The organism is Paenibacillus curdlanolyticus YK9, assembly GCF_000179615.1.
In the GTDB taxonomy this organism is placed as follows: Bacteria; Bacillota; Bacilli; order Paenibacillales; family Paenibacillaceae; genus Paenibacillus_T; species Paenibacillus_T curdlanolyticus.
Genome location: NZ_AEDD01000003.1, coordinates 106,498 through 125,713, shown reverse-complemented (window position 1 = coordinate 125,713; position 19,216 = coordinate 106,498). Strand labels below are relative to the sequence as shown.

At 52.1% G+C, this 19,216-nt stretch carries 19 protein-coding genes; 18 read left to right on the top strand and 1 reads right to left on the bottom strand.

Annotated elements, in window-relative coordinates; genetic code table 11:
• Positions 1-69 precede the first annotated feature (69 nt).
• The 5 genes from PAECUDRAFT_RS06355 to PAECUDRAFT_RS26080 all read left to right on the top strand — a co-directional run bounded on the left by PAECUDRAFT_RS06355 (position 70) and on the right by PAECUDRAFT_RS26080 (position 3,300).
• On the top strand, positions 70-1,311 hold the full coding sequence (locus tag PAECUDRAFT_RS06355; RefSeq protein ID WP_006037301.1) for a glycosyltransferase family 2 protein: 1,242 nt from the start codon (positions 70-72) through the stop codon (positions 1,309-1,311).
• Positions 1,312-1,603: 292 nt separating this feature from the next.
• Positions 1,604-2,101 carry a translation initiation factor IF-3 gene (gene infC / locus PAECUDRAFT_RS06350; RefSeq protein ID WP_040711781.1) on the top strand — a complete coding sequence of 166 codons (498 nt, stop codon included), beginning with the start codon at positions 1,604-1,606 and terminating at the stop codon, positions 2,099-2,101.
• A 23-nt stretch (positions 2,102-2,124) separates the two neighbouring features.
• Positions 2,125-2,325 carry a 50S ribosomal protein L35 gene (rpmI, locus tag PAECUDRAFT_RS06345; protein WP_006037299.1) on the top strand — a complete coding sequence of 67 codons (201 nt, stop codon included), beginning with the start codon at positions 2,125-2,127 and terminating at the stop codon, positions 2,323-2,325.
• A gap of 64 nt (positions 2,326-2,389) precedes the next feature.
• Positions 2,390-2,749 carry a 50S ribosomal protein L20 gene (rplT, locus tag PAECUDRAFT_RS06340; RefSeq protein WP_006037298.1) on the top strand — a complete coding sequence of 120 codons (360 nt, stop codon included), beginning with the start codon at positions 2,390-2,392 and terminating at the stop codon, positions 2,747-2,749.
• 137 nt (positions 2,750-2,886) lie between these two features.
• Positions 2,887-3,300, top strand: a complete 414-nt coding sequence (locus PAECUDRAFT_RS26080) for a hypothetical protein (RefSeq protein ID WP_006037297.1) — start codon at positions 2,887-2,889, stop codon at positions 3,298-3,300.
• A gap of 22 nt (positions 3,301-3,322) precedes the next feature.
• Here the strand turns inward: PAECUDRAFT_RS26080 and PAECUDRAFT_RS06330 are convergent, their stop codons facing one another.
• The gene (locus PAECUDRAFT_RS06330; RefSeq protein WP_006037296.1) at positions 3,323-3,811 is read right to left on the bottom strand and encodes a GNAT family N-acetyltransferase; all 489 of its coding nucleotides are present in this window, start codon (positions 3,809-3,811) and stop codon (positions 3,323-3,325) included.
• Positions 3,812-4,312: 501 nt separating this feature from the next.
• On the opposite strand from PAECUDRAFT_RS06330, the gene ilvB reads away from it, so the two are divergent.
• The 13 genes from ilvB (at position 4,313) to PAECUDRAFT_RS06265 (ending at position 19,087) form a co-directional block, all read left to right on the top strand.
• Positions 4,313-6,061: a biosynthetic-type acetolactate synthase large subunit gene (ilvB, locus tag PAECUDRAFT_RS06325; protein ID WP_006037295.1), complete on the top strand. Its 1,749-nt coding sequence runs from the start codon at positions 4,313-4,315 to the stop codon at positions 6,059-6,061.
• Complete coding sequence (gene ilvN, locus PAECUDRAFT_RS06320; protein WP_006037294.1) at positions 6,058-6,543, top strand: acetolactate synthase small subunit; 486 nt, start codon at positions 6,058-6,060, stop codon at positions 6,541-6,543. The genes ilvB and ilvN overlap by 4 nt, the downstream gene beginning before the upstream one ends.
• A 275-nt stretch (positions 6,544-6,818) precedes the next feature.
• Positions 6,819-7,811, top strand: a complete 993-nt coding sequence (ilvC, locus tag PAECUDRAFT_RS06315) for a ketol-acid reductoisomerase (protein WP_006037293.1) — start codon at positions 6,819-6,821, stop codon at positions 7,809-7,811.
• A gap of 136 nt (positions 7,812-7,947) precedes the next feature.
• Positions 7,948-9,492, top strand: coding sequence for a 2-isopropylmalate synthase (locus PAECUDRAFT_RS06310; RefSeq protein WP_006037292.1), 1,545 nt, complete (start codon positions 7,948-7,950; stop codon positions 9,490-9,492).
• A 115-nt stretch (positions 9,493-9,607) separates the two neighbouring features.
• Positions 9,608-10,174, top strand: a complete 567-nt coding sequence (locus PAECUDRAFT_RS06305; RefSeq protein ID WP_006037291.1) for a DUF1697 domain-containing protein — start codon at positions 9,608-9,610, stop codon at positions 10,172-10,174.
• A 108-nt stretch (positions 10,175-10,282) separates the two neighbouring features.
• Positions 10,283-11,719: a sensor histidine kinase gene (locus tag PAECUDRAFT_RS06300; RefSeq protein WP_006037290.1), complete on the top strand. Its 1,437-nt coding sequence runs from the start codon at positions 10,283-10,285 to the stop codon at positions 11,717-11,719.
• Between the two features lie 4 nt (positions 11,720-11,723).
• Entirely contained in the window at positions 11,724-12,410 is a 687-nt protein-coding gene (locus PAECUDRAFT_RS06295; RefSeq protein ID WP_006037289.1) for a response regulator, read from the top strand.
• A 117-nt stretch (positions 12,411-12,527) separates the two neighbouring features.
• Entirely contained in the window at positions 12,528-14,099 is a 1,572-nt protein-coding gene (locus PAECUDRAFT_RS06290) for a DUF2339 domain-containing protein (protein WP_006037288.1), read from the top strand.
• Between the two features lie 117 nt (positions 14,100-14,216).
• Positions 14,217-15,296: a 3-isopropylmalate dehydrogenase gene (leuB, locus tag PAECUDRAFT_RS06285; protein ID WP_006037287.1), complete on the top strand. Its 1,080-nt coding sequence runs from the start codon at positions 14,217-14,219 to the stop codon at positions 15,294-15,296.
• Between the two features lie 136 nt (positions 15,297-15,432).
• Positions 15,433-15,981, top strand: a complete 549-nt coding sequence (locus tag PAECUDRAFT_RS06280; RefSeq protein WP_006037286.1) for a peroxiredoxin — start codon at positions 15,433-15,435, stop codon at positions 15,979-15,981.
• A gap of 215 nt (positions 15,982-16,196) precedes the next feature.
• Positions 16,197-16,610, top strand: a complete 414-nt coding sequence (locus PAECUDRAFT_RS06275; protein ID WP_040711779.1) for a hypothetical protein — start codon at positions 16,197-16,199, stop codon at positions 16,608-16,610.
• A gap of 111 nt (positions 16,611-16,721) precedes the next feature.
• Entirely contained in the window at positions 16,722-17,558 is an 837-nt protein-coding gene (gene sigI, locus PAECUDRAFT_RS06270; protein ID WP_006037284.1) for an RNA polymerase sigma-I factor, read from the top strand.
• Positions 17,555-19,087: an anti-sigma-I factor RsgI family protein gene (locus PAECUDRAFT_RS06265; RefSeq protein ID WP_006037283.1), complete on the top strand. Its 1,533-nt coding sequence runs from the start codon at positions 17,555-17,557 to the stop codon at positions 19,085-19,087. The genes sigI and PAECUDRAFT_RS06265 overlap by 4 nt, the downstream gene beginning before the upstream one ends.
• Positions 19,088-19,216: the final 129 nt, after the last annotated feature.

Genomic DNA, 19,216 nt, shown 5'->3' with positions numbered 1-19,216 from the left:
TGCTGCCAGTTACCAAATAACAGAGAGAGAACACATTAAAAAAGGGGTCTCAAGGGGGCAAAACAAAAGATGTTAAATGTTTTAGTGATGGCGTTTCAAGTATTCTTGGCGTTTGTCGGCGTGTACCAATTCGTGCTTGCGCTGTTCGGTATTTACCGGAAGAAAAGCAGTCGCCGCCATGAACCGAAGAAGTCATTCGCCGTACTCGTCGCTGCGCATAACGAAGAGCAAGTCGTAGGCGCGCTGATCGAGAATCTGAAAAATCTGGATTATCCAAAAGAGCTGTATGATGTGTTTGTCATTTGCGACAACTGCACGGACGGAACAGCAGACATCGCCCGCAGCTACGGGGTGAAAGCATGCGTCCGCAAAAATACTACGCTTAAGGGCAAGGGCTACGCGATCGAATGGATGCTCAAAGAGCTGTGGAGCATGCCGCGCCAATATGACGCGGTCGTGATGTTCGATGCGGACAACCTGTGCAACAGCGATTTCCTTCACCTCATGAATGATGATCTGTGCGATGGTCATCAAGTTATTCAAGGCTATCTTGATACGAAAAATCCGAACGATTCGTGGGTTACCGCGGCATACGGCATTACGTACTGGTATTGCAACCGGTTGTGGCAGCTTTCCCGCCGCAATCTCAAAATGGCTAACTTTTTGGGCGGCACAGGCATGTGCTTCGATTCCAAGCTGCTTAAAGATATGGGCTGGGGCGCTACGAGCCTCGTTGAAGACCTCGAGTTCACAATGCGCTGCATTCAGCGCGGCGTACATCCGGTATTGAATTACGATGCCAAGGTGTACGATGAGAAGCCGGTATCGTTCCGCGCTTCCGCGCGCCAACGCCTTCGTTGGATGCAAGGGCACTTTAACGTAGCCCGCAACTATTTCTTCCCGCTGCTGTGGGCAAGCATCAAGGAACGCAGCTTCGTTAAATTTGATGCGGCGCTATATTCAGTCTCGGTTTACAACACGTTCCTTGGCTTCTTGATGACGATGGTGCTGTGGGGCGACAATTTGATCCCTGCGGACAATATTTTCGGCTCGATCTATGAGTACCTGCCTTGGTGGGTGGCTGGCGTAGCCATCGTGGCTTCCGTCGCGATGTTCCCACTCTCGCTTATCCTTGAAAATGTCCGCAACTGGCGGATGTATGCGCATCTGCTTACGCTGCCGTTCTTCCTCCTGTCATGGTGGCCGATTACGTTCTACGCGTTCTTTACGCAGAACAACAAGCAATGGAGCCATACGCAGCATACGCGCGTTATTCGGCTTGAAGAAGTGCAGAGCAAGCAGGTTAGCTGATCAGCAATCTTTTGCAGTATGAGTGTTGACGCTGATATCTCAGTGTGCTATAGTAATCCGGTAACACTAAAATTTATCGCTTAAGAAGAGGCACCCGCTTCTCACCTGCCTGACATTGATGTCAGATGGTTATATGCGACCGATCGAAGACGCTGCACGTTATCCGCTTGCGATAACATTGCACGAACGAATGGTTATGGCATGCGGGTCCTGTTGGACCCGCATTTTTATTTGGGTGAATACATGAGAAACTAATTTATGGAGGTGGCACGTTATTAGCAGAGAACATCAAATTAACGACGAAATCCGGGCTCGCGAGGTACGCGTAGTAGGCGCAGAAGGTGAACAGATCGGAATTAAACCGATTCGCGAAGCACTTCAGATGGCAATCGATCTCAGCATGGATCTCGTCAATGTCGCACCGCAAGCCAAGCCGCCGGTATGCCGCATCATGGATTACGGCAAATTCCGTTACGAGCAGCAGAAGAAAGAGAAGGAAGCGCGCAAAAACCAAAAGATCGTTGATCTTAAGGAAGTGTGGTTCCGTTCGAACATCGAGGAAAACGACTACCAGACGAAGCTTCGCAACGTCGTGAAGTTTCTGAAGGAAGGCGATAAAGTGAAGTGCTCCGTTCGTTATCGCGGACGCGAGATCGCACATGCTGCGATCGGGCAACGGATTCTCGATCGTCTCTCTAAAGAAGTCGCCGAATTATGCAGCGTGGAGCGTGTCCCTAAATTGGAAGGCCGCAGTATGATCATGATTTTGGCGCCCAAAATAACTACTTAACATTATCAAGGAGGAACAATCGAATGCCTAAGATGAAAACGCACAGCAGTCTGAAAGACCGCTTCAAAATTACCGGTACAGGCAAAGTGAAACGTTTCAAAGCATACAGAAACCACTTGCTTTCTCACAAATCCGGCCGTCAAAAACGCGTTTTGGCTGGTCAACCGCTCATGGCAGCTGGCGACGTTCGCCGTCTGCAACAAGGTTTGGCTAACCTGAAATAGTCCATAATCGCGAGACTCGCGATGCAGTTCATAAACTAAACAAACACTCAGGAGGTCTTCTCTCATGGCAAGAGTTAAAGGCGGATTCGTCCGCGCTCGTCGTCGTAAACGGATTTTGAAGCTTGCGAAAGGTTACTTCGGTTCGAAACATCGCCTGTTTAAAACAGCAAAAGAGCAAGTAATGAAATCGTTGCTGTACGCATACCGCGACCGTCGCCAAGTTAAACGCGACTTCCGCAAACTGTGGATCGTTCGTATCAACGCAGCAGCGCGTCTTAACGGCCTTTCCTACAACAAATTCATGTACGGCTTGAAACTTGCTGGCATCGAAGTTAACCGTAAAATCCTCGCTGACCTCGCAGTCAACGACATTAACGCGTTCAACTCGCTTGCAGGCGTAGCTAAACAAAAAATCAACGCTTAGTATAGCGTGATACAAAAGACTCGTCCCGATGTGGGACGAGTCTTTTTGCTGTACGCATATACTGGGGGTACAAACAAACAAGCCGGCTCCCGTCCTTTCGCATAGTCTGTAAGACAACGGGAAAGGAGGGATTTGACATGCAGCATGTTTCCGAACATGATGTAAGGAAACTGATCGGCAAATCCATCTATGCGACTCGGCGGGATGGCTCGGTCGTCCTTGGCAAGTTAACGCGTTTTCACGATAACAAACTCTATTTGGAGCCGTTTGGTAAAAGCAGCGGCGTACAAACGAGAGCGATATTGCCTCTCATTTTGTTTGATCTGCTGGCGATCGGCTTGTTTGCAGGCGGTGGCTTCGGCGGCGGCTTTGGGGGCAAATGTTGCCCGCCTTACGGCGGCGGTCCAGGCTATGGCGGCGGTGGCTACGGCGGCTATGGCGGCGGACCGGGATATGGCCAGTATGGGGGCGTAGGATATAACCAATATGGCGGCGGCGGGCCTTATGGCAGCAGCGGCTATGGACCGAAAGGCAGCGGCGGTTATTATTAATAACGAAGCGGAGACGCAGCGGTTAAGGTCGGCGGTTTGAGGAACGCCGGGTTAGCAAGCGACTGCCTAACGGTTTAATCATTTCATGGCAGCGAATCGATTCTGCAAATCGAGTGGCGCGGTAACCGAGATTCTCATAAAACCGAAGTGCCGCGCCGTTGCTTTGGTCAACGTATAATAGGGCAGTGGTGCAGCCGCTAGCTGCGCCATATGCTTCTGCCTTCTCCATTAATTGCTTGCCTGTTCCGCGTTTGCGGCAAGTCGGATGGACGGCCAGCAGATCAACATATAAGGTTTCACCTTGCGCAATAGAGTGAACGAAGGCGTAGGGATAGTTCGTAGCCGTGTAAGCAGCAACGTAAGTAGCGCCAATATCAAGCCGGGCGCGGAGTTCCTCTGAAGATGGCGCATCATGTATAGAATAGAGATAGGAGTAAGGAATGATTTCGTTGCGGATCAGCTGCAGAATCGGCGAATCGTCTTGCAAAGCCTTTCTTGTACGAATAGGCATGGGCGGCAGCCTCCTTCCGCAGTCGTTGCAGCAGTATATGCCGTACTGCATTTGCGGGTTAAAGCGATACATAACTTTTCCGGTTCAGTTGCATACTAGGCTTGACGAACGTAATCACCAGGCATATAATAGGGTTTAAGCTAATACGTTATCGGCAATGATGAGGACGAAGTGTTAAGGGCTCTTTTGCTCAGAGAGCGGATGGAATTTGCTGCAACCATCGCCAAAACCCCTTTTCGACGAGCTCACCTCGGAGCCATTCTCTTGAAAAGCGAATGACAGTTCGCGCATTAGGGAGAATCGCTTGGCACACGTTACTGTGCTCATGGTAAGAATGTTAGACGTTAACGCGTTTCTTACCTGTCGAGGTTATGCATTGCGAGATGCGTAACAAATCTGGGTGGTACCACGGAAGATATGCCTTTCGTCCCGTTGCTTATTGGAAGCAACGGCGGCGAGAGGCTTTTTTGTTGTTTGGTTGAATGAAAGGAGAGATGAAGGATGGCGACGCAAGGCACAACGCTTCGTTCGAAACAAGAGCTAATCGAGAAAATGAGCAAACCGGAGGTCATTTCCGGTTCGGAGATATTGCTTCGCAGTCTAGTGCTTGAGGGCGTCGAATGCGTATTCGGCTACCCGGGCGGTGCCGTATTGTATATTTACGATGCGATGCATGGCTTTGATGACTTCCACCATATTCTGACCCGCCATGAGCAAGGGGCGATCCATGCTGCTGACGGCTATGCGCGTGCAAGCGGCAAAGTCGGCGTTTGTATCGCAACGTCCGGACCAGGCGCTACGAACCTGGTAACGGGCATCGCAACAGCGTATATGGACTCCGTTCCGCTTGTTGTAATTACAGGCAACGTTGCGACGTCTGCTATTGGGACGGATGCGTTCCAAGAAGCGGACATCACAGGCATTACGATGCCAATTACGAAGCACAGCTACCTCGTTCGGAATGTAGAGGATCTGCCGCGCGTGATTCACGAGGCGTTCCATATCGCGAATTCCGGCCGTAAAGGCCCGGTTCTCATCGATATTCCGAAGGACGTATCGGCGCATAAAACGCTGTTCAAGCCAGCGACTGGCGAAGTGAGCCTTCGCGGATACAACCCGACGGTATCGCCTAAGAAGCAGCAGGTCGACAAAATGCTGAAAGCGATCGAAGAAGCAGAGCGTCCGCTCATTCTTGCTGGCGGCGGCGTAGTCTACTCCGGCGCGCATGAGGAACTGTTGGCATTTGCTACGAAAACGAACATTCCGGTGACGACAACGCTTCTCGGTCTTGGCGGCTTCCCTAGCGGCAACGATCTGTGGGTAGGCATGCCGGGGATGCATGGTGCTTATGCATCGAACAAAGCGATCCAAGGATCGGATCTTCTCATTAATATCGGCGCGCGCTTCGATGACCGCGTGACGATGAAGCTTGACGGCTTCGCGCCGAACGCGAAGATCGTTCATATCGATATCGATCCGGCGGAGATCGGCAAGAACGTTGCGACGGACATTCCGATCGTAGGCGATATCAAAACAGTGCTTGAGCTCGCGAATCAAGACGCTAAGCCAGCGACGAAAGCAGACGCTTGGCGCGCGCTGATTGCGCAAATGAAAGCGGAGAAGCCGCTCTCGTACGTGGATTCGGATGTTGAGCTGAAGCCGCAATGGGTGGTTGAGCTTCTGCATGAAACGACCAATGGCGATGCGATCGTTACGACGGACGTAGGCCAGCACCAAATGTGGGCGGCTCAATATTACAAATTTAATAAGCCGCGCTCGTTTGTTACATCCGGCGGCCTTGGCACGATGGGCTTCGGTTTCCCATCGGCAATCGGCGCACAGATGGCAAACCCTGATCGCGTAGTCGTTTCCATCAATGGCGACGGCGGCATGCAGATGTGTGCGCAAGAGCTCGCAATCTGCTCGATCAACAACATTCCGGTTAAAGTTGCGATCATTAATAACCAAGTGCTGGGCATGGTTCGTCAATGGCAAGAAATTATCTATGACAACCGTTACAGCCACATCGATCTGGCGGGAAGTCCAGACTTCGTTAAGCTTGCAGAAGCTTACGGGGTAAAAGGCTTCCGCGCTACGAACAAGGAAGAGGCGCGCCAAGCATGGGAAGCTGCGCTTGCGCATCCAGGTCCTGCGGTCGTTGAATTCGTCGTCCGCAAAGGCGAAAACGTGTATCCAATGGTTACGCAAGGAAACACGATCGACGAAATGATCTTGGGGGAAACGGAATGAAAAAGCATACGGTAGCAGTCCTCGTTAATGATCAGCCCGGCGTTCTTCAGCGCGTATCTGGCCTGTTCGGCCGCCGCGGCTTTAATATTGAAAGCATCACGGTAGGCTCGAGCGAAGAGCCGGGCTTGTCGCGCATGGTAATCGTAACGTCCGGCGACGACAACACGCTGGAGCAAATTACGAAGCAGCTTTATAAGCTGATCGACGTAATCAAAGTCGTCGATGTCAGCGGCAGCCCGATGGTTGCTCGCGAGCTCGCGCTCATCAAGGTGGGCGCGGAGCCTGCGGCTCGTCCGGAGGTGCTCGGCGTTGTCGAGACGTTCCGTGCAGCTGTAGTCGACATCGGTCCTTCGACGATGATCGTGCAAGTCGTTGGCGATACGGAGAAGATCGACGCAATGGTCGAACTTCTCAAGCCTTACGGCATTCGCGAGCTGTCCCGTACAGGTGTCACGGCTATGATTCGCGGCAACGCGAAATAGTATCGTACGGGCCAACTTATCTTCTTTGCATAACGAAACCCATTATCTTTCGACGCTCAGATCATGTATGATGGATAATGGCGTGTGCAAACCGCACTCATTGAACTTGCTCAGATGGCGGACAAGCCGACGAGCCTATCATTCACCAACAGCCTTTCATTGGGCGGGTGTTTAAGCAGGGAACACGACGGGGCGCTGGTTCGTCCGTGCCTTAGCCGCTTCTCCGTTTAAACACCCGCTCAATGAGGGTTCAATTTAAAGGAGGCAATTTTACAATGGCAGTTACTTTGTACTATGAAAAAGACGCAGACCAAAGCGTTCTCGCAAACAAAACGATCGCAGTTATCGGCTACGGCTCCCAAGGCCACGCACAAGCACAAAACCTTCGCGACAGTGGCCTGAAAGTAATCATCGGCCTTCGCCCAGGCAAATCGGCTGACAAAGCTAAAAACGATGGCTTCGAAGTATTGAACGTAGCTGAAGCAGTTAAAGTAGCTGACGTTGTTCAAATCCTTATGCCAGACGAAACGCAAGCAAAAGTATACGCGGAAGAAATCAAGCCTAACCTCAAAAAAGGCGCAGCTTTGATGTTCTCCCACGGCTTCAACGTTCACTACGGCCAAATCGTGCCAGACAAAGATACGGACGTTCTTCTCGTTGCTCCTAAATCGCCGGGCCACATGGTTCGTCGTACGTATGAAGAAGGCTTCGGCGTTCCAGGCTTGATCGCAATCGAGCAAGACGCTACGGGCAATGCAAAAGCAATCGGCCTTGCTTATGCAAAAGGCATCGGTTGTACGCGTGCGGGCGTTATCGAAACGTCGTTCCGTGAAGAGACGGAAACGGATCTGTTCGGTGAGCAAGCTGTACTTTGCGGCGGCGCTACTGCCCTCGTTAAAGCAGGCTTCGAGACGCTGGTTGAAGCTGGCTATGCACCAGAAATGGCTTATTTCGAGTGCTTGCATGAGCTGAAGCTGATCGTTGACATGATGTACGAAGGCGGCATGGCTTCGATGCGTGACTCGATCTCCAACACTGCTGAATACGGCGACTACGTTACAGGCCCACGCGTTGTAACGGACGAGACGAAGAAAGCGATGAAAGCAGTTCTGGACGACATCCAATCCGGACGTTTCGCTCGCGACTTCATCCTCGAGAACCAATCGAACAAAGCAATGATGACGGCTACTCGTCGTCGCGAAGCAGAGCATCCAATCGAGCAAGTTGGCGGACAACTGCGTGAATTGATGCACTGGATCAAAAAATAATAACCGCTTGAACAAGCGATTATAAGCTTTAACTTATCCCGGTTCACAGACAGCCGTGAGCGTCCATCCGATGATGGATGCCCACGGGGCATGTCTGCTTGCACCGGGACATTTAGTTTCCCGGAGGTGTAACGGCATGCGCAAGATTTATATTTTCGACACGACACTCCGCGACGGGGAGCAATCTCCGGGCGTTAACTTGAATACCAAAGAGAAGGTAGAAATCGCTTTGCAGCTTGAGAAGCTCGGCGTCGACCGGATGGAGGCTGGCTTCCCGGCTGCTTCCCCAGGCGACTTGGCCGCGGTAAATGCGGTTGCCCGTGCCGTTAAGAATGCAAGCGTCATCGGCTTGTCGCGTTCCCGCGAGCAAGACATCGATGCAGCGCGCGAAGCGCTGAAAGACGCACAGGATCCTTGCCTTCATCTGTTCCTGGCAACGAGCCCGATCCATCGCAAGCACAAGCTGCGCATGGAGAAGGATCAAGTGCTGGAAACGGCTGAGCGCGCGATCCGTTATGCGAAGCAGTATTTTTCCAAAATCGAGTTTTCGCCAGAGGATGCGGGACGTACGGAGCTTGACTTCCTCGTGCAGGTAACCGAAATGGCGATTCGCGCAGGCGCGACGGTCGTTAACATCCCGGATACGGTGGGTTATTTGAATCCGCTGGAGTTCGGCAACATTTTCAAAACGCTCAAAGAGAACGTGACGGGCATCGAGAAAATTCAGCTGAGCGCGCACTGCCATGATGACCTTGGCATGGCGACGGCGAATGCACTGGCTGCTGTACTCAATGGCGCTGACCAAATTGAAGGCACGATCAACGGGATCGGCGAACGTGCGGGCAATACGGCGATCGAAGAGGTAGCGCTGGCGCTGGCAACTCGAGCGGATTACTTCGGAGCGACGACGTCGCTTAATCTGAAGGAAATCGCGAAGACGAGCCGACTGGTCAGCAAGCTTACGGGCATGCCGGTTCCAGGCAACAAAGCGATTGTTGGCGCGAACGCGTTTGCCCATGAGTCGGGCATCCATCAGGATGGCATGCTCAAGGAGAAAACGACGTACGAGATCATCTCGCCGGAGACGATCGGGCTGAAGGAATCCAAGCTGGTGCTTGGCAAACACTCGGGCCGCCACGCTTTCCGCGAGAAGCTGATCGACCTTGGATATGAGTTGGAAGATGAAGCGGTGAACGCGGCATTCGCCAAGTTTAAGGACGTTGCTGACCGTAAGAAGGACGTAACGGACGAAGACATTCATGCCATGCTGGAAGAGAAGTTGGCGGAGTCCCCAAGCATCTATTCCTTCCAGACGATCGAAGTGCATTACGGCAACCAATCGGTACCGTCTGCAACGATCCGAATCGAGAAAACGAACGAAGGCGTTAAAGAAGCAACTGCGGAGGGCAATGGTTCCGTAGACGCGATCTATAATGCCATCGATAAGCTGACGGGCGAGGAAGTCGAGCTGGAGGATTACTCCATCAAATCCGTCTCGCACGGCAAAGACGCGCTTGGCGAAGTTCATGTCGTTCTGCTTCAGAACGACGTAACGGCGCAGGGCCGCGGATTGAGCACGGATATTCTCGAAGCGAGCGCACGCGCTTATGTTGACGCGTTGAACCGTTTGATTGACAAGCGTCAATCGCCAGGTCGCCGCGACAAGATGAGCCTTATCTAACTGCTAGAACAGCAACAGCCCCTTAAACGAAAATGACAGCCGTGAGAATGGCCATTGACGTTTAAGGGGCTTTTTAATGTTATATAGTCGATAGACAGCAGAAAGCGGTGAAGAGATGACGGTTTATATTGCATTGCTCCGAGGCATTAACGTAGGCGGGAAAAATAAAATCAAGATGGCGGATTTAAGGGAAGCGCTCGAAGGGCTGGGCCTCTCGAAGGTTCAAACCTACATTCAAAGCGGCAATATTCTATTTGAATCGAATGAGGACGAGGCAACGCTGCGTGTGCGGATCGAGCAAGAGGTGGAGAAGTCGTTTCAGATTACGCTCAGCGTGATCATCCGAACGTCGGAGCAGTTGAACGCGATTGCTGCGAACTGCCCTTTTACGGAGGAACAGCTCGCAACGGCAGCGGCGACCTGCGAGGGAGAGAGCCTGTATGTTACGATGCTGCAGGAGAAGCCCGACTCGGATAAGCTGGACAAGCTGCAGCAATATCAGACGGCTGACGAGCAGTATCGGCTGGCGGACAGGGACGTTTATTTGCTATTTGGACGAAGCATACGCAATGCCAAGTTAGCGGTACAGGTTGAGAAGCTAGGCGTTCCGACAACGACGCGGAATTGGAACACGATCAACAAGCTTGTGCAATTAGCGAAGGAGCGGGTTGAACAGGAGTAGCGCATAGGGAGGGGCGAGTAGGACTTTAGCAGGTCTTTAAACAGGGAGCCAGCAGGGGCATGGTATAATAGACGGACTTCTATTGTTGCAGGTAAGGGGATTACGGTTATGACGCTCGCGATGGCAATATTGTGGATCACTGCGCTGCTGCTGCTGCTAACGAATCGGCGGAGCCCGGTATTTAGATGGCTTAGCTTGGTCGCATTTTGCGGCGGAATCGGCGCGCTGGCTTCTGTGATGGAAAGCTGGATCGTCGCATATGAAACCACCGCCGCGGCTGTTGAAGCGAAAGTGGACCTGTTACGCCATCTTCAGCGCGGATGCTCATGGATGAGTTATTACGGCTTGCCTTATAGCTATCTGATGTTTGCAGCAGCTTATCATACGGAAGCCGTCCCGCGGCGGATGGCGAAAATGTTGCCGTTTATAACATTAATTCCGCCGGTGATCATGCTTGTTTTTCCGGCGCCCGCTAACCTGCCTGTCTCCTACATGCCTCTGGCTTGCTGGGCGATTCCATACAGCGTCCTAGGCACGCTTATCGTCTTAACGAAGCGGGCGACGCATCCAGCCGAGCGAAGGGCGCATTTGATCGTTACGGCGGCCGTGCTGCCAGCGGTATTGTTTGCTGTGGCGATGAACTATATGCTGCCTGTATTCGGCGTGTATCGGATGTGGCGCTATAACGTGTGGTCCATTCCGGTTGCGTTCAGCATATTCGTTGTGTCCTTATTCAAATATGGCTTTCTCGGCGTTCAGCTCATGATCGAGCGTCGCCGCTTGGACTCCTCAATGCGGGCGATTACGAGCGGAACGGCGATGCTGAATCATGCCATTAAGAACGATATTGCCAAAATCAAGCTGTTCGCCGATCACCTGGGAAGGTCAAACGCGAATGCGGGAGCTGCCGCTGGGAACCAAGCGGATGCAGCCGTTATTATGCGAGCGGCTGAGCACATCGAGACGATGATTCGAAGCGTTCACGAGCGTACGCAAGAGTTGGTATTAAGAGCGGAGCGAGTTAATTTGGCGGAGCTTGTGCGGATGCAGGTCGGTGCGATCTCCAAAGCGGCAGAAGCCGCTGGCGTACATCTGACGACGTGTCTGCCAGAAGCCGCTGATGTCGAGGTTGTTGCCGACGCCGCTCAGACGGAGGAAGCAATACATAATGTGCTTCGCAACGCGTTAGAAGCGATGCCAGAAGGCGGGCAGTTAATGATCACGCTGTCCGGGGGCAAACGAGGGGCTGTGATCGCCATTCGCGATACAGGTATCGGTATTGAGCGGCAGCATTTGCAGAGAGTAACGGAGCCGTTCTTTACGACGAAAAGCGGCAAAGAGATGAATTTTGGGCTTGGCCTCGCCTATAGCAGCCAGCTAATGAATCGCCAAGGCGGAGAGCTGCGGGTAGAAAGCGAGCGTGGGAGCGGGACGACGGTCACCTTCTCGTTCCCGTCTTTGAAGCGTTCGAGCAAGCGTGTGCGTTCGCTCGCAGCAGGCGAATCGCCGATAACGCGTGTATTTACGAAGTCTGGAGGGGAATGAGCGGATGAGCGAGCAGCAGCAAACCAAGCAAGAGCAGGAAGGGCAAATCCGCGTCATGCTCGTTGAAGACGATCCGGAATGGCGGCGCGGGCTGTCGCACTATTTAAGCGCGGTAGCTGATCTGTCTGTTGTAGCGGAGACAGGCGATCCTGAGCAGGTGGCCTCCTTATGCGCGAGTACGCGCCCTGACGTCATATTGCTTGATATTATGTTGTCGGACGTTCCGGCGGGGCTGCGCCTGGCGGCTGAGCTGCCAGCGATCACTTCAGCGCGAATGATCATGCTGACATCAATGGAGGATGGCGCGTTTGTTTCGGAGGCGCTGCGTGCAGGGGCTGTTAATTATATGGTGAAATCGCGTTTCACCGATATTCCGCATGCGATTCGCCAAGCGGCGGCGGATCGTTCGATGATTGACGCCTCGGCGGCAAAGCTGGTGCTGGAGGAGCTTAGGCGGCTTAAGAAAGTAGAGCGCGACTACGAGGTCGACCGGTTCAAACGGCAGGTCACGCCAGCCGAGGTGCAGGTTTTATCGATGATTCACGAGGGCTACAGCCAATCGCAGATCGCGGACCGATCGTTTTTATCGCTGCGGACGGTCAAAAATCACGTAGGCAATATTTTGCGCAAAATCGGGGTCGGCACAAGCAAGGAAGCAGCGGAGAAAGCGAAGGATATGGGGCTGTTCTAGCAGCAAACGGAGGCGGTACCAGATAAAGTTGGTACTATTCCCATCGGCAGGCGCGAGTAGAATAGGAAGTGTTAGGACTTGGTCCTAAACTTTCATCCCGAATGGGAGGCGCTTGTAATGGAATTATGGAAAAAGCATTGGACGACAGCGTTGGGCGCGCTGTTCGTATTGGCGGCGTTCCTATCGCTCTTCAAATATTCGGCGGATCAAGGCTGGCTGACGGACCCGATCAAAATAGCGATTGGCCTAATCGCTGGCGCTGCAGCCGCTTCGATCGGGGTGAAGCTGCATCGCAAAGGTAAGGGGTTCGTCCTTGCCGGGGAGCTCGGAACAGGGCTGGGCGCAGCAATAGGCTACTCGACGGCTGCTTATGCGGGCATTTACACGACATTGTGGGAATCCATGACGGTGCTGGTCGCCATGACCGCGATAACGGCCGCGGTTGCCGCGTATGCGTATCGCTTCAATTCCCGCATTCTCATGATGGTGTCGCTGCTAGGTTCCATGCTGGCGCCGCTTGTTATGCAGCCGGAAACGGATCAAGTGCTGCAGCTGTTCCTGTATTTGCTCGTTATGAATACTGCGGTGTTTGCCATTAGCGTGATGAAAAGCTGGCTCGAGCTGCGCTTGACAGCCTTTCTATTTACTTGGCTGCTGTATGCGGTGTATTATGTCCATTTCTTGCCTGAGTCGAATGGTTGGTGGAGCATGCCGATGCGGTATGCGGTTGCAGCATTCGTGTTCTATTTAGTGGCATTCTACGCTGCAACCTGGCGAGACCGCAGCCAATCAGCGGGGATCAATGTGTATTTCAGCTTCGCGAACACGGTGCTGTTCGGCGCTTGGGCGGCGGCGCTGCTGCCTGGGCAGGGCGCGATGACGGTTCTTATGCTTTTAATCGGCGTATTGTATGGCATGCTTGCGCTGGCGATTTATCGCTTCAAAATGGTTTCCGTGTCTGCGGCAGCCGGTCATATCCACGCGGCGTTAGCCGTTATCGCCCTGCTGCTCGGCATGTCGGGCCTCGGCTCCGGCTCGGATTATCGTCCGCTTGTCGGCGCGTTCGTATGGACGGCGATTGCACTAGCAATGGTCCTTGTTGGCCGCAAGCTTCGCACGGATTGGCTCATTGTTGCAGGATCGTTCGTATGGCTCGTAACAGGCGTCTACTGGTTTGCCAATGCATGGGACGTCCCGCGGATCAATCCGCTGGGAGACCTGTATATTCCGTTCTTGAACGGGGGAGCGATCGCTTGGGTCGCGCTGGCGGCCTTCGGGTTCTACGTATCGAGACAGGTCAACTACAAATCGCTCGATAAAGAGTCGGCATCAATCGTTGCGGTGCTGTATGCCGTACTGAGCCATATTATCGTCGGCGGCTTGCTGACGGTTCAGATCACTAATGTGTACGATGAGTACGACGTTGCAGGCAGCGTTCAGCTGGCACTGTCGGTCGCATGGGGCGTCTATGCCTTGCTGCTGTTCTTATGGGGGGCCTATAGCCGCCAACGTCCGTTCCGGTGGTTTGGTTCGATCGTGATCGTATTGGTGGCGTTAAAGACGATTCTGCTCGATCTGAGCGGCGAAAGCTCGTTGTACAAAATCATCGTGTTCCTGCTGCTTGGCGCGATTTCGTTCGGCATTAGCTGGGTTAATACGAAGTGGCAGGCGAAGTCGGGTAAGCAATAGGCATAAACTATAATTCCGATAGCATTTATATCTTTGTCTTCAACGACCATTTGTGGTACAACTGATAATAGATTGAGAATTTATTGTGTGTATAGAAGAGGAGTGTCAATCACTATTATGGCAGACGTAAAAAAAATCGCAGTTCTCGGCGGCGACGGCATTGGACCAGAGGTTGTCGGCGAAGCGCTTAAAGTGCTCAAAAAAACGGAAGAGCTGTTCGGCTACCAATTCGAAACGGAGCACGGCCTGTTCGGCGGTATCGCAATCGACGAGAAAGGTACGCCGCTTCCGCAAGAGACGCTTGAAATTTGCCAAAAAGCGGACGCTGTACTGCTCGGAGCGGTTGGCGGCCCGAAATGGGATAACAATTCGAAAGAGCTTCGTCCAGAAACGGGCTTGCTCGGCATTCGCAAAGCGCTCGGCCTGTTCTCCAACATCCGTCCTGCGAACGTATTCGATTGCTTGAAGGAAGCTTCGACGCTGAAACCAGAAGTGCTTGAAGGCACGGACCTGATCGTTGTGCGCGAGCTGACGGGCGGCATTTACTTCGGCGAGAAATTCCGTCGCGAAACCGCGAACGGCGAAGAAGCAGTCGATACTTGCGCATATAACGTACAAGAAGTTGAGCGTATCGTTCGCCAAGCGTTCGAAATCGCACAAACGCGCCGCAAGAAGCTGGCGTCGGTTGATAAAGCAAACGTGCTTGAGACGTCCCGCCTGTGGCGTGAAGTGGTTAACCGGATCGCGCCAGAATATCCAGACGTAGAGCTTGAGCATGTACTCGTAGACAACTGCGCAATGCAATTGCTCCGCCGTCCGTCGAGCTTCGACGTTATCGTAACGGAAAACATGTTCGGCGACATCCTGAGCGACGAAGCAGCAATGCTGACGGGTTCGATCGGCATGCTCTCTTCCGCATCGCTGGGCGAAGGCAGCTTCGGCCTGTACGAGCCGGTGCACGGCTCGGCGCCTGACATTGCTGGACAAGGCATCTCGAACCCAATCGCTACGATTCTGTCTGTAGCGCTCATGTTCCGCCTGACGTTCGGCTACCATGAGGCAGCGCAACGCATTGAAGATGCGGTTAAATCGGTTCTCGATGCGGGCCACCGCACGGGCGACATCGCAGTCGACAAGAGCAAAGCGATCGGTACGTCGGCGATGGGCGATCTGATCGTGGCTGCAATGGGTAACTAATTAATTGTAATAATTATTAATAAATAACGAATACAATATTGACTTCATTCTATTCTGGTGGTACCATTCATCTAGGAAGTAAGTCAATAGACATTCACTCAAATTACGCCACTGGCGTCAAGGAGGTTCTTTTATTATGGCAGATCGTTTGGTAGGTCGTTTGGCCCCAGATTTCACGTTGGAAACAGTATCCGGTGACGGAGAGCAATTCGGTAAAGCATCCCTGTCCGACTACAAAGGCAAATGGCTCGTATTCTTCTTCTATCCACTTGACTTCACGTTCGTATGCCCGACAGAAATTACGGCACTTAGCGATGCATACGCACAATTCAAAGACCTGAACACGGAAGTGCTCGGCGTCAGCACGGACAGCATCCACAGCCACCGCGCTTGGATCCGTACAGACAAAAACGACAACGGCCTGGGCAAGCTGAACTTCCCACTGGCTGCTGACATCACGAAGAGCGCAGCACGCGATTATGGCGTACTGATCGAAGAAGAAGGCATCGCATTGCGCGGCCTGTTCATCATCAACCCAGAAGGCGAGCTCGTATACCAAGTTGTTAACCACAACAACGTAGGCCGCAGCGTAGAAGAAACGCTTCGCGTTCTGCAAGCTTTGCAATCCGGCGGTCTGTGCCCAATCAACTGGAAGCCAGGCGAGAAAACGCTCGTAGCAAAATAACATCGGCTTATGCCGAACAACAAGAGTCCGCACCTTGAGTGCGGACTTTTTTTATAACCTGTCTATTATTGGCTATCGAAAAAGGCAGGAATTTCGTGGGTAAAGCACGAATACGTTAGGGGTAAGTTTTAATAAAGTGAATATCGGGTAAACGGAGTACAGCTACAAGCCATGAATGTCCAGCGAACGCATTACCTTTAAGGGGTGAGATGCCGATGAGTTTCTGTTGTGGAGCCAGTATGATTGGCACGAAAGGAACGCTTAAGCATTTCCGGACTCATATTCATAATGTGCCGATCTTGTTTTGTCCGGTATGCCAGTCTGTAGAGGTTCACCATATGATTGAAAATGAATATGAAATTTTGGCAGAATTCGCCCATGGCGATGGCGCTTCCGAGATTGATTTTCAAGATTATGTCGAGAAGGATACGAATTTGTTGTTCGAGAACTGTGTGAACAATGAGAATGAGGACCCGCTTGAAGTGGTGATCAGCCAGATTGACATGGCGCTGGATTTGCTTGTGATTGCGAAGCAGATCGATGATACGCAGTGGAGTAACGACCTGAAGAAGCGACTAGGCGTGTTGAGCGCAAGACGAACGAAATTACGCCAACGGCAGACGTCCTAGCAAGGTGATGTTCAGAGCCTCCGGTTGCGGAGGCTTTTTTTTATGCCAGGAGCAGTCCATACCCCCACAAGGGTGATGGGATAGACGAACGTTATAGATGAGGTGAAACGGTTGCTGCTTGTCCTATTCAAACGGTTCATCAGCAAGATTAGCGGTGATCGACCGTCCGCAGACGGCTCCGCCGCATCGCCGGAAGAAACCATCGTGCAGATAAGGCAAGGCGACGAGCAGCTAAGAGCAGTGTTCATTGCGCAATATGAGCCTTATATTCTCAAAGTAACGAGCCGGTTTTGCAAGCGATATATCGATCCAATTCAAAATGAAGAATACAGCGTGGCGCTTATCGCCTTTAATGAAGCGATTGAAGGCTTTAATGAGGCCGCCGGACGTTCCTTTCTTGGCTTTGCTGAGACGGTTATTCGCCGTCGGCTAATTGATTTTGTGCGCAAGGAGCAGCGTCACGCGCAGTCGCTGCCTTACAGCGCGTATGACCGTGAGGACGATGATGAGCTAATCAGCAATCCAATCGAGACGACGCAAGCGCTGCAGAAGCATGAGCAGGATCGTGTCAAAGAAGAGCGCAAGCAGGAAATTCAGACGTTCGCTGCGCTGCTTGGCCAATATGGGATTTCGTTCTCTGACTTGGCTGATCAAGCGCCTAAACATGCAGATACGCGGGGAATGTTGTTTGCGATTGGCAAACTGGCGGCAAGCGACCCGCTTTTATATAACCCGATTCTAGAGAAGGGGCGCCTGCCAGTAGCTGAGTTAGCTGGGCAAGCGGGCGTATCCCGCAAAACGATTGAACGCAATCGAAAATACATAATGGCGCTCGTCTTGCTGCTATTGGGCGAGTATCCCTATTTGAGAGCCTATATCACGCATACGGACGCGCCGCAGGTGTCTTTGGCAACCCGTGCACAATCGTCGAAGGAGGTGAAGCTGTGAGCAGCAGAGGCATTGTGATGGAGAAATCCGAGAAGCATTATATTATTTTGACCCCAGATGGACAGTTTCAAAAAATTACGCGTGTTCCCGGCTCCAGCTTCGATATCGGCGATGAGGTGACAGGCAGTCGAAGAAGAAGACGGCCGAGGCGTGTAATCGGCGCTTGGATCGCGGGAGCAGTCGCCCTGTTGCTGCTGTTCCCCATGTTTATGGTGCCTACTTCGCAAGCAGCTCCTGTTGTCGCATATGTATCGCTGGACGTAAACCCAAGCGTAGAGATGGGAATCGACGATGAAGAGCAGGTCCGCGAGCTGAGAGGATTGAATGAGCAGGGCTCCAGTATCATCGTTAATATGAAGTATAAAGGCTTGAACGCAGCAGTGGTAGCGGCAGAAATTGTCGAGCGGGCTTCCCAAACGAAAGCGGAAATCAACATATCCAGCAAGGATGATCGAGATATCGTCATTACGAGCGTTATGCTGGATGGCAAAGCGAAAGATCCCGAGCGATTCGAAGCCGAGCTCGAGTCGGACATTCACAAGGCGGTTACCGACAAGCTGCATGCTGGCGAGCTAGGAACGCCTGCAAACGACAGCAAGCCTGGCAATGATGGTATAACGATGTTATCCGCTCCCGAGGAAGTTCGTGAGGAAGCGGAGAAAAACGGTGTTTCAGCAGGGAAAATGGCGGTGTATTTATTAGTAAAGAGCGAGAACCCGGACGTGCAGCTAGACACGCTTAAGACGCAATCGATTCATGAGTGGACAGCTCCAGTAGGCGGCATTCATCAGCTCGTACCCCCTGTCCCGCCGGCGAATGCGGCTCCACAAACCGATCTTCCGAAAGAAAAGGAAAATGAACCGTTAAGCAAGGAACAGAAGCTCAAGCATGCAGAAGCACGTCAAAAATGGGAAAAGCAACGTTTGAAAGCGCTTTTGAAACAAGAAAAAACCAATGCTTCCAGCATTGCGGATAATAAAAATGCAAACTCGGATAATGGCAAGAAGGAGGAGCAAGGGGAAAAGGAGAACCTTAATAACAACAAGCAAACGTCGAGCCCGCCGAAAAATGCTGGAAAAGACGGGCAGACCAAAGGCAAGGGCAATGATCAGCAGGGCAGTTCCAAAAATCAAAATCGAGACGATGATCGCTCGGATTCGAGGAAAGGCAATAGCAGCGCAAGCCAAACTCCGCAATCGCAGCAACATGGCAACTCCCGCTCGGACAATCAGCAGCGCAGCAATGGCAAGGACGATGGCCGCAGCAGCAATAATGACCGGAATAATAACAACAATCAGGACCGGAAATCCAATAGCCAAAAAGAGAACGAGCGAGACGACGACAGGTCGAGCCATGATAAGGATGACGACAATGACCGGGAGCGAGGAAACAGCGATCATCAAGACAGTCGTAACAGCAACGGCAGCAATAAAAGCAACAGTAACGGCAATAACAACAGCAGTGCGAATAAAACCAATAAAAATGATAAAAACAAGGAGGACCATTCGAACAAGCAAAATCAAAAGTAAATACCTTACAGCTTTTGCTGAAATGTGATTTCTTCCAATGTTTTTCGACAGGATCTCCGATTGACAACGGTTACAAATTCATCCATCATAATGAGTACAAAGTTGAAGCTAATGTGGTGTTGACCTGCT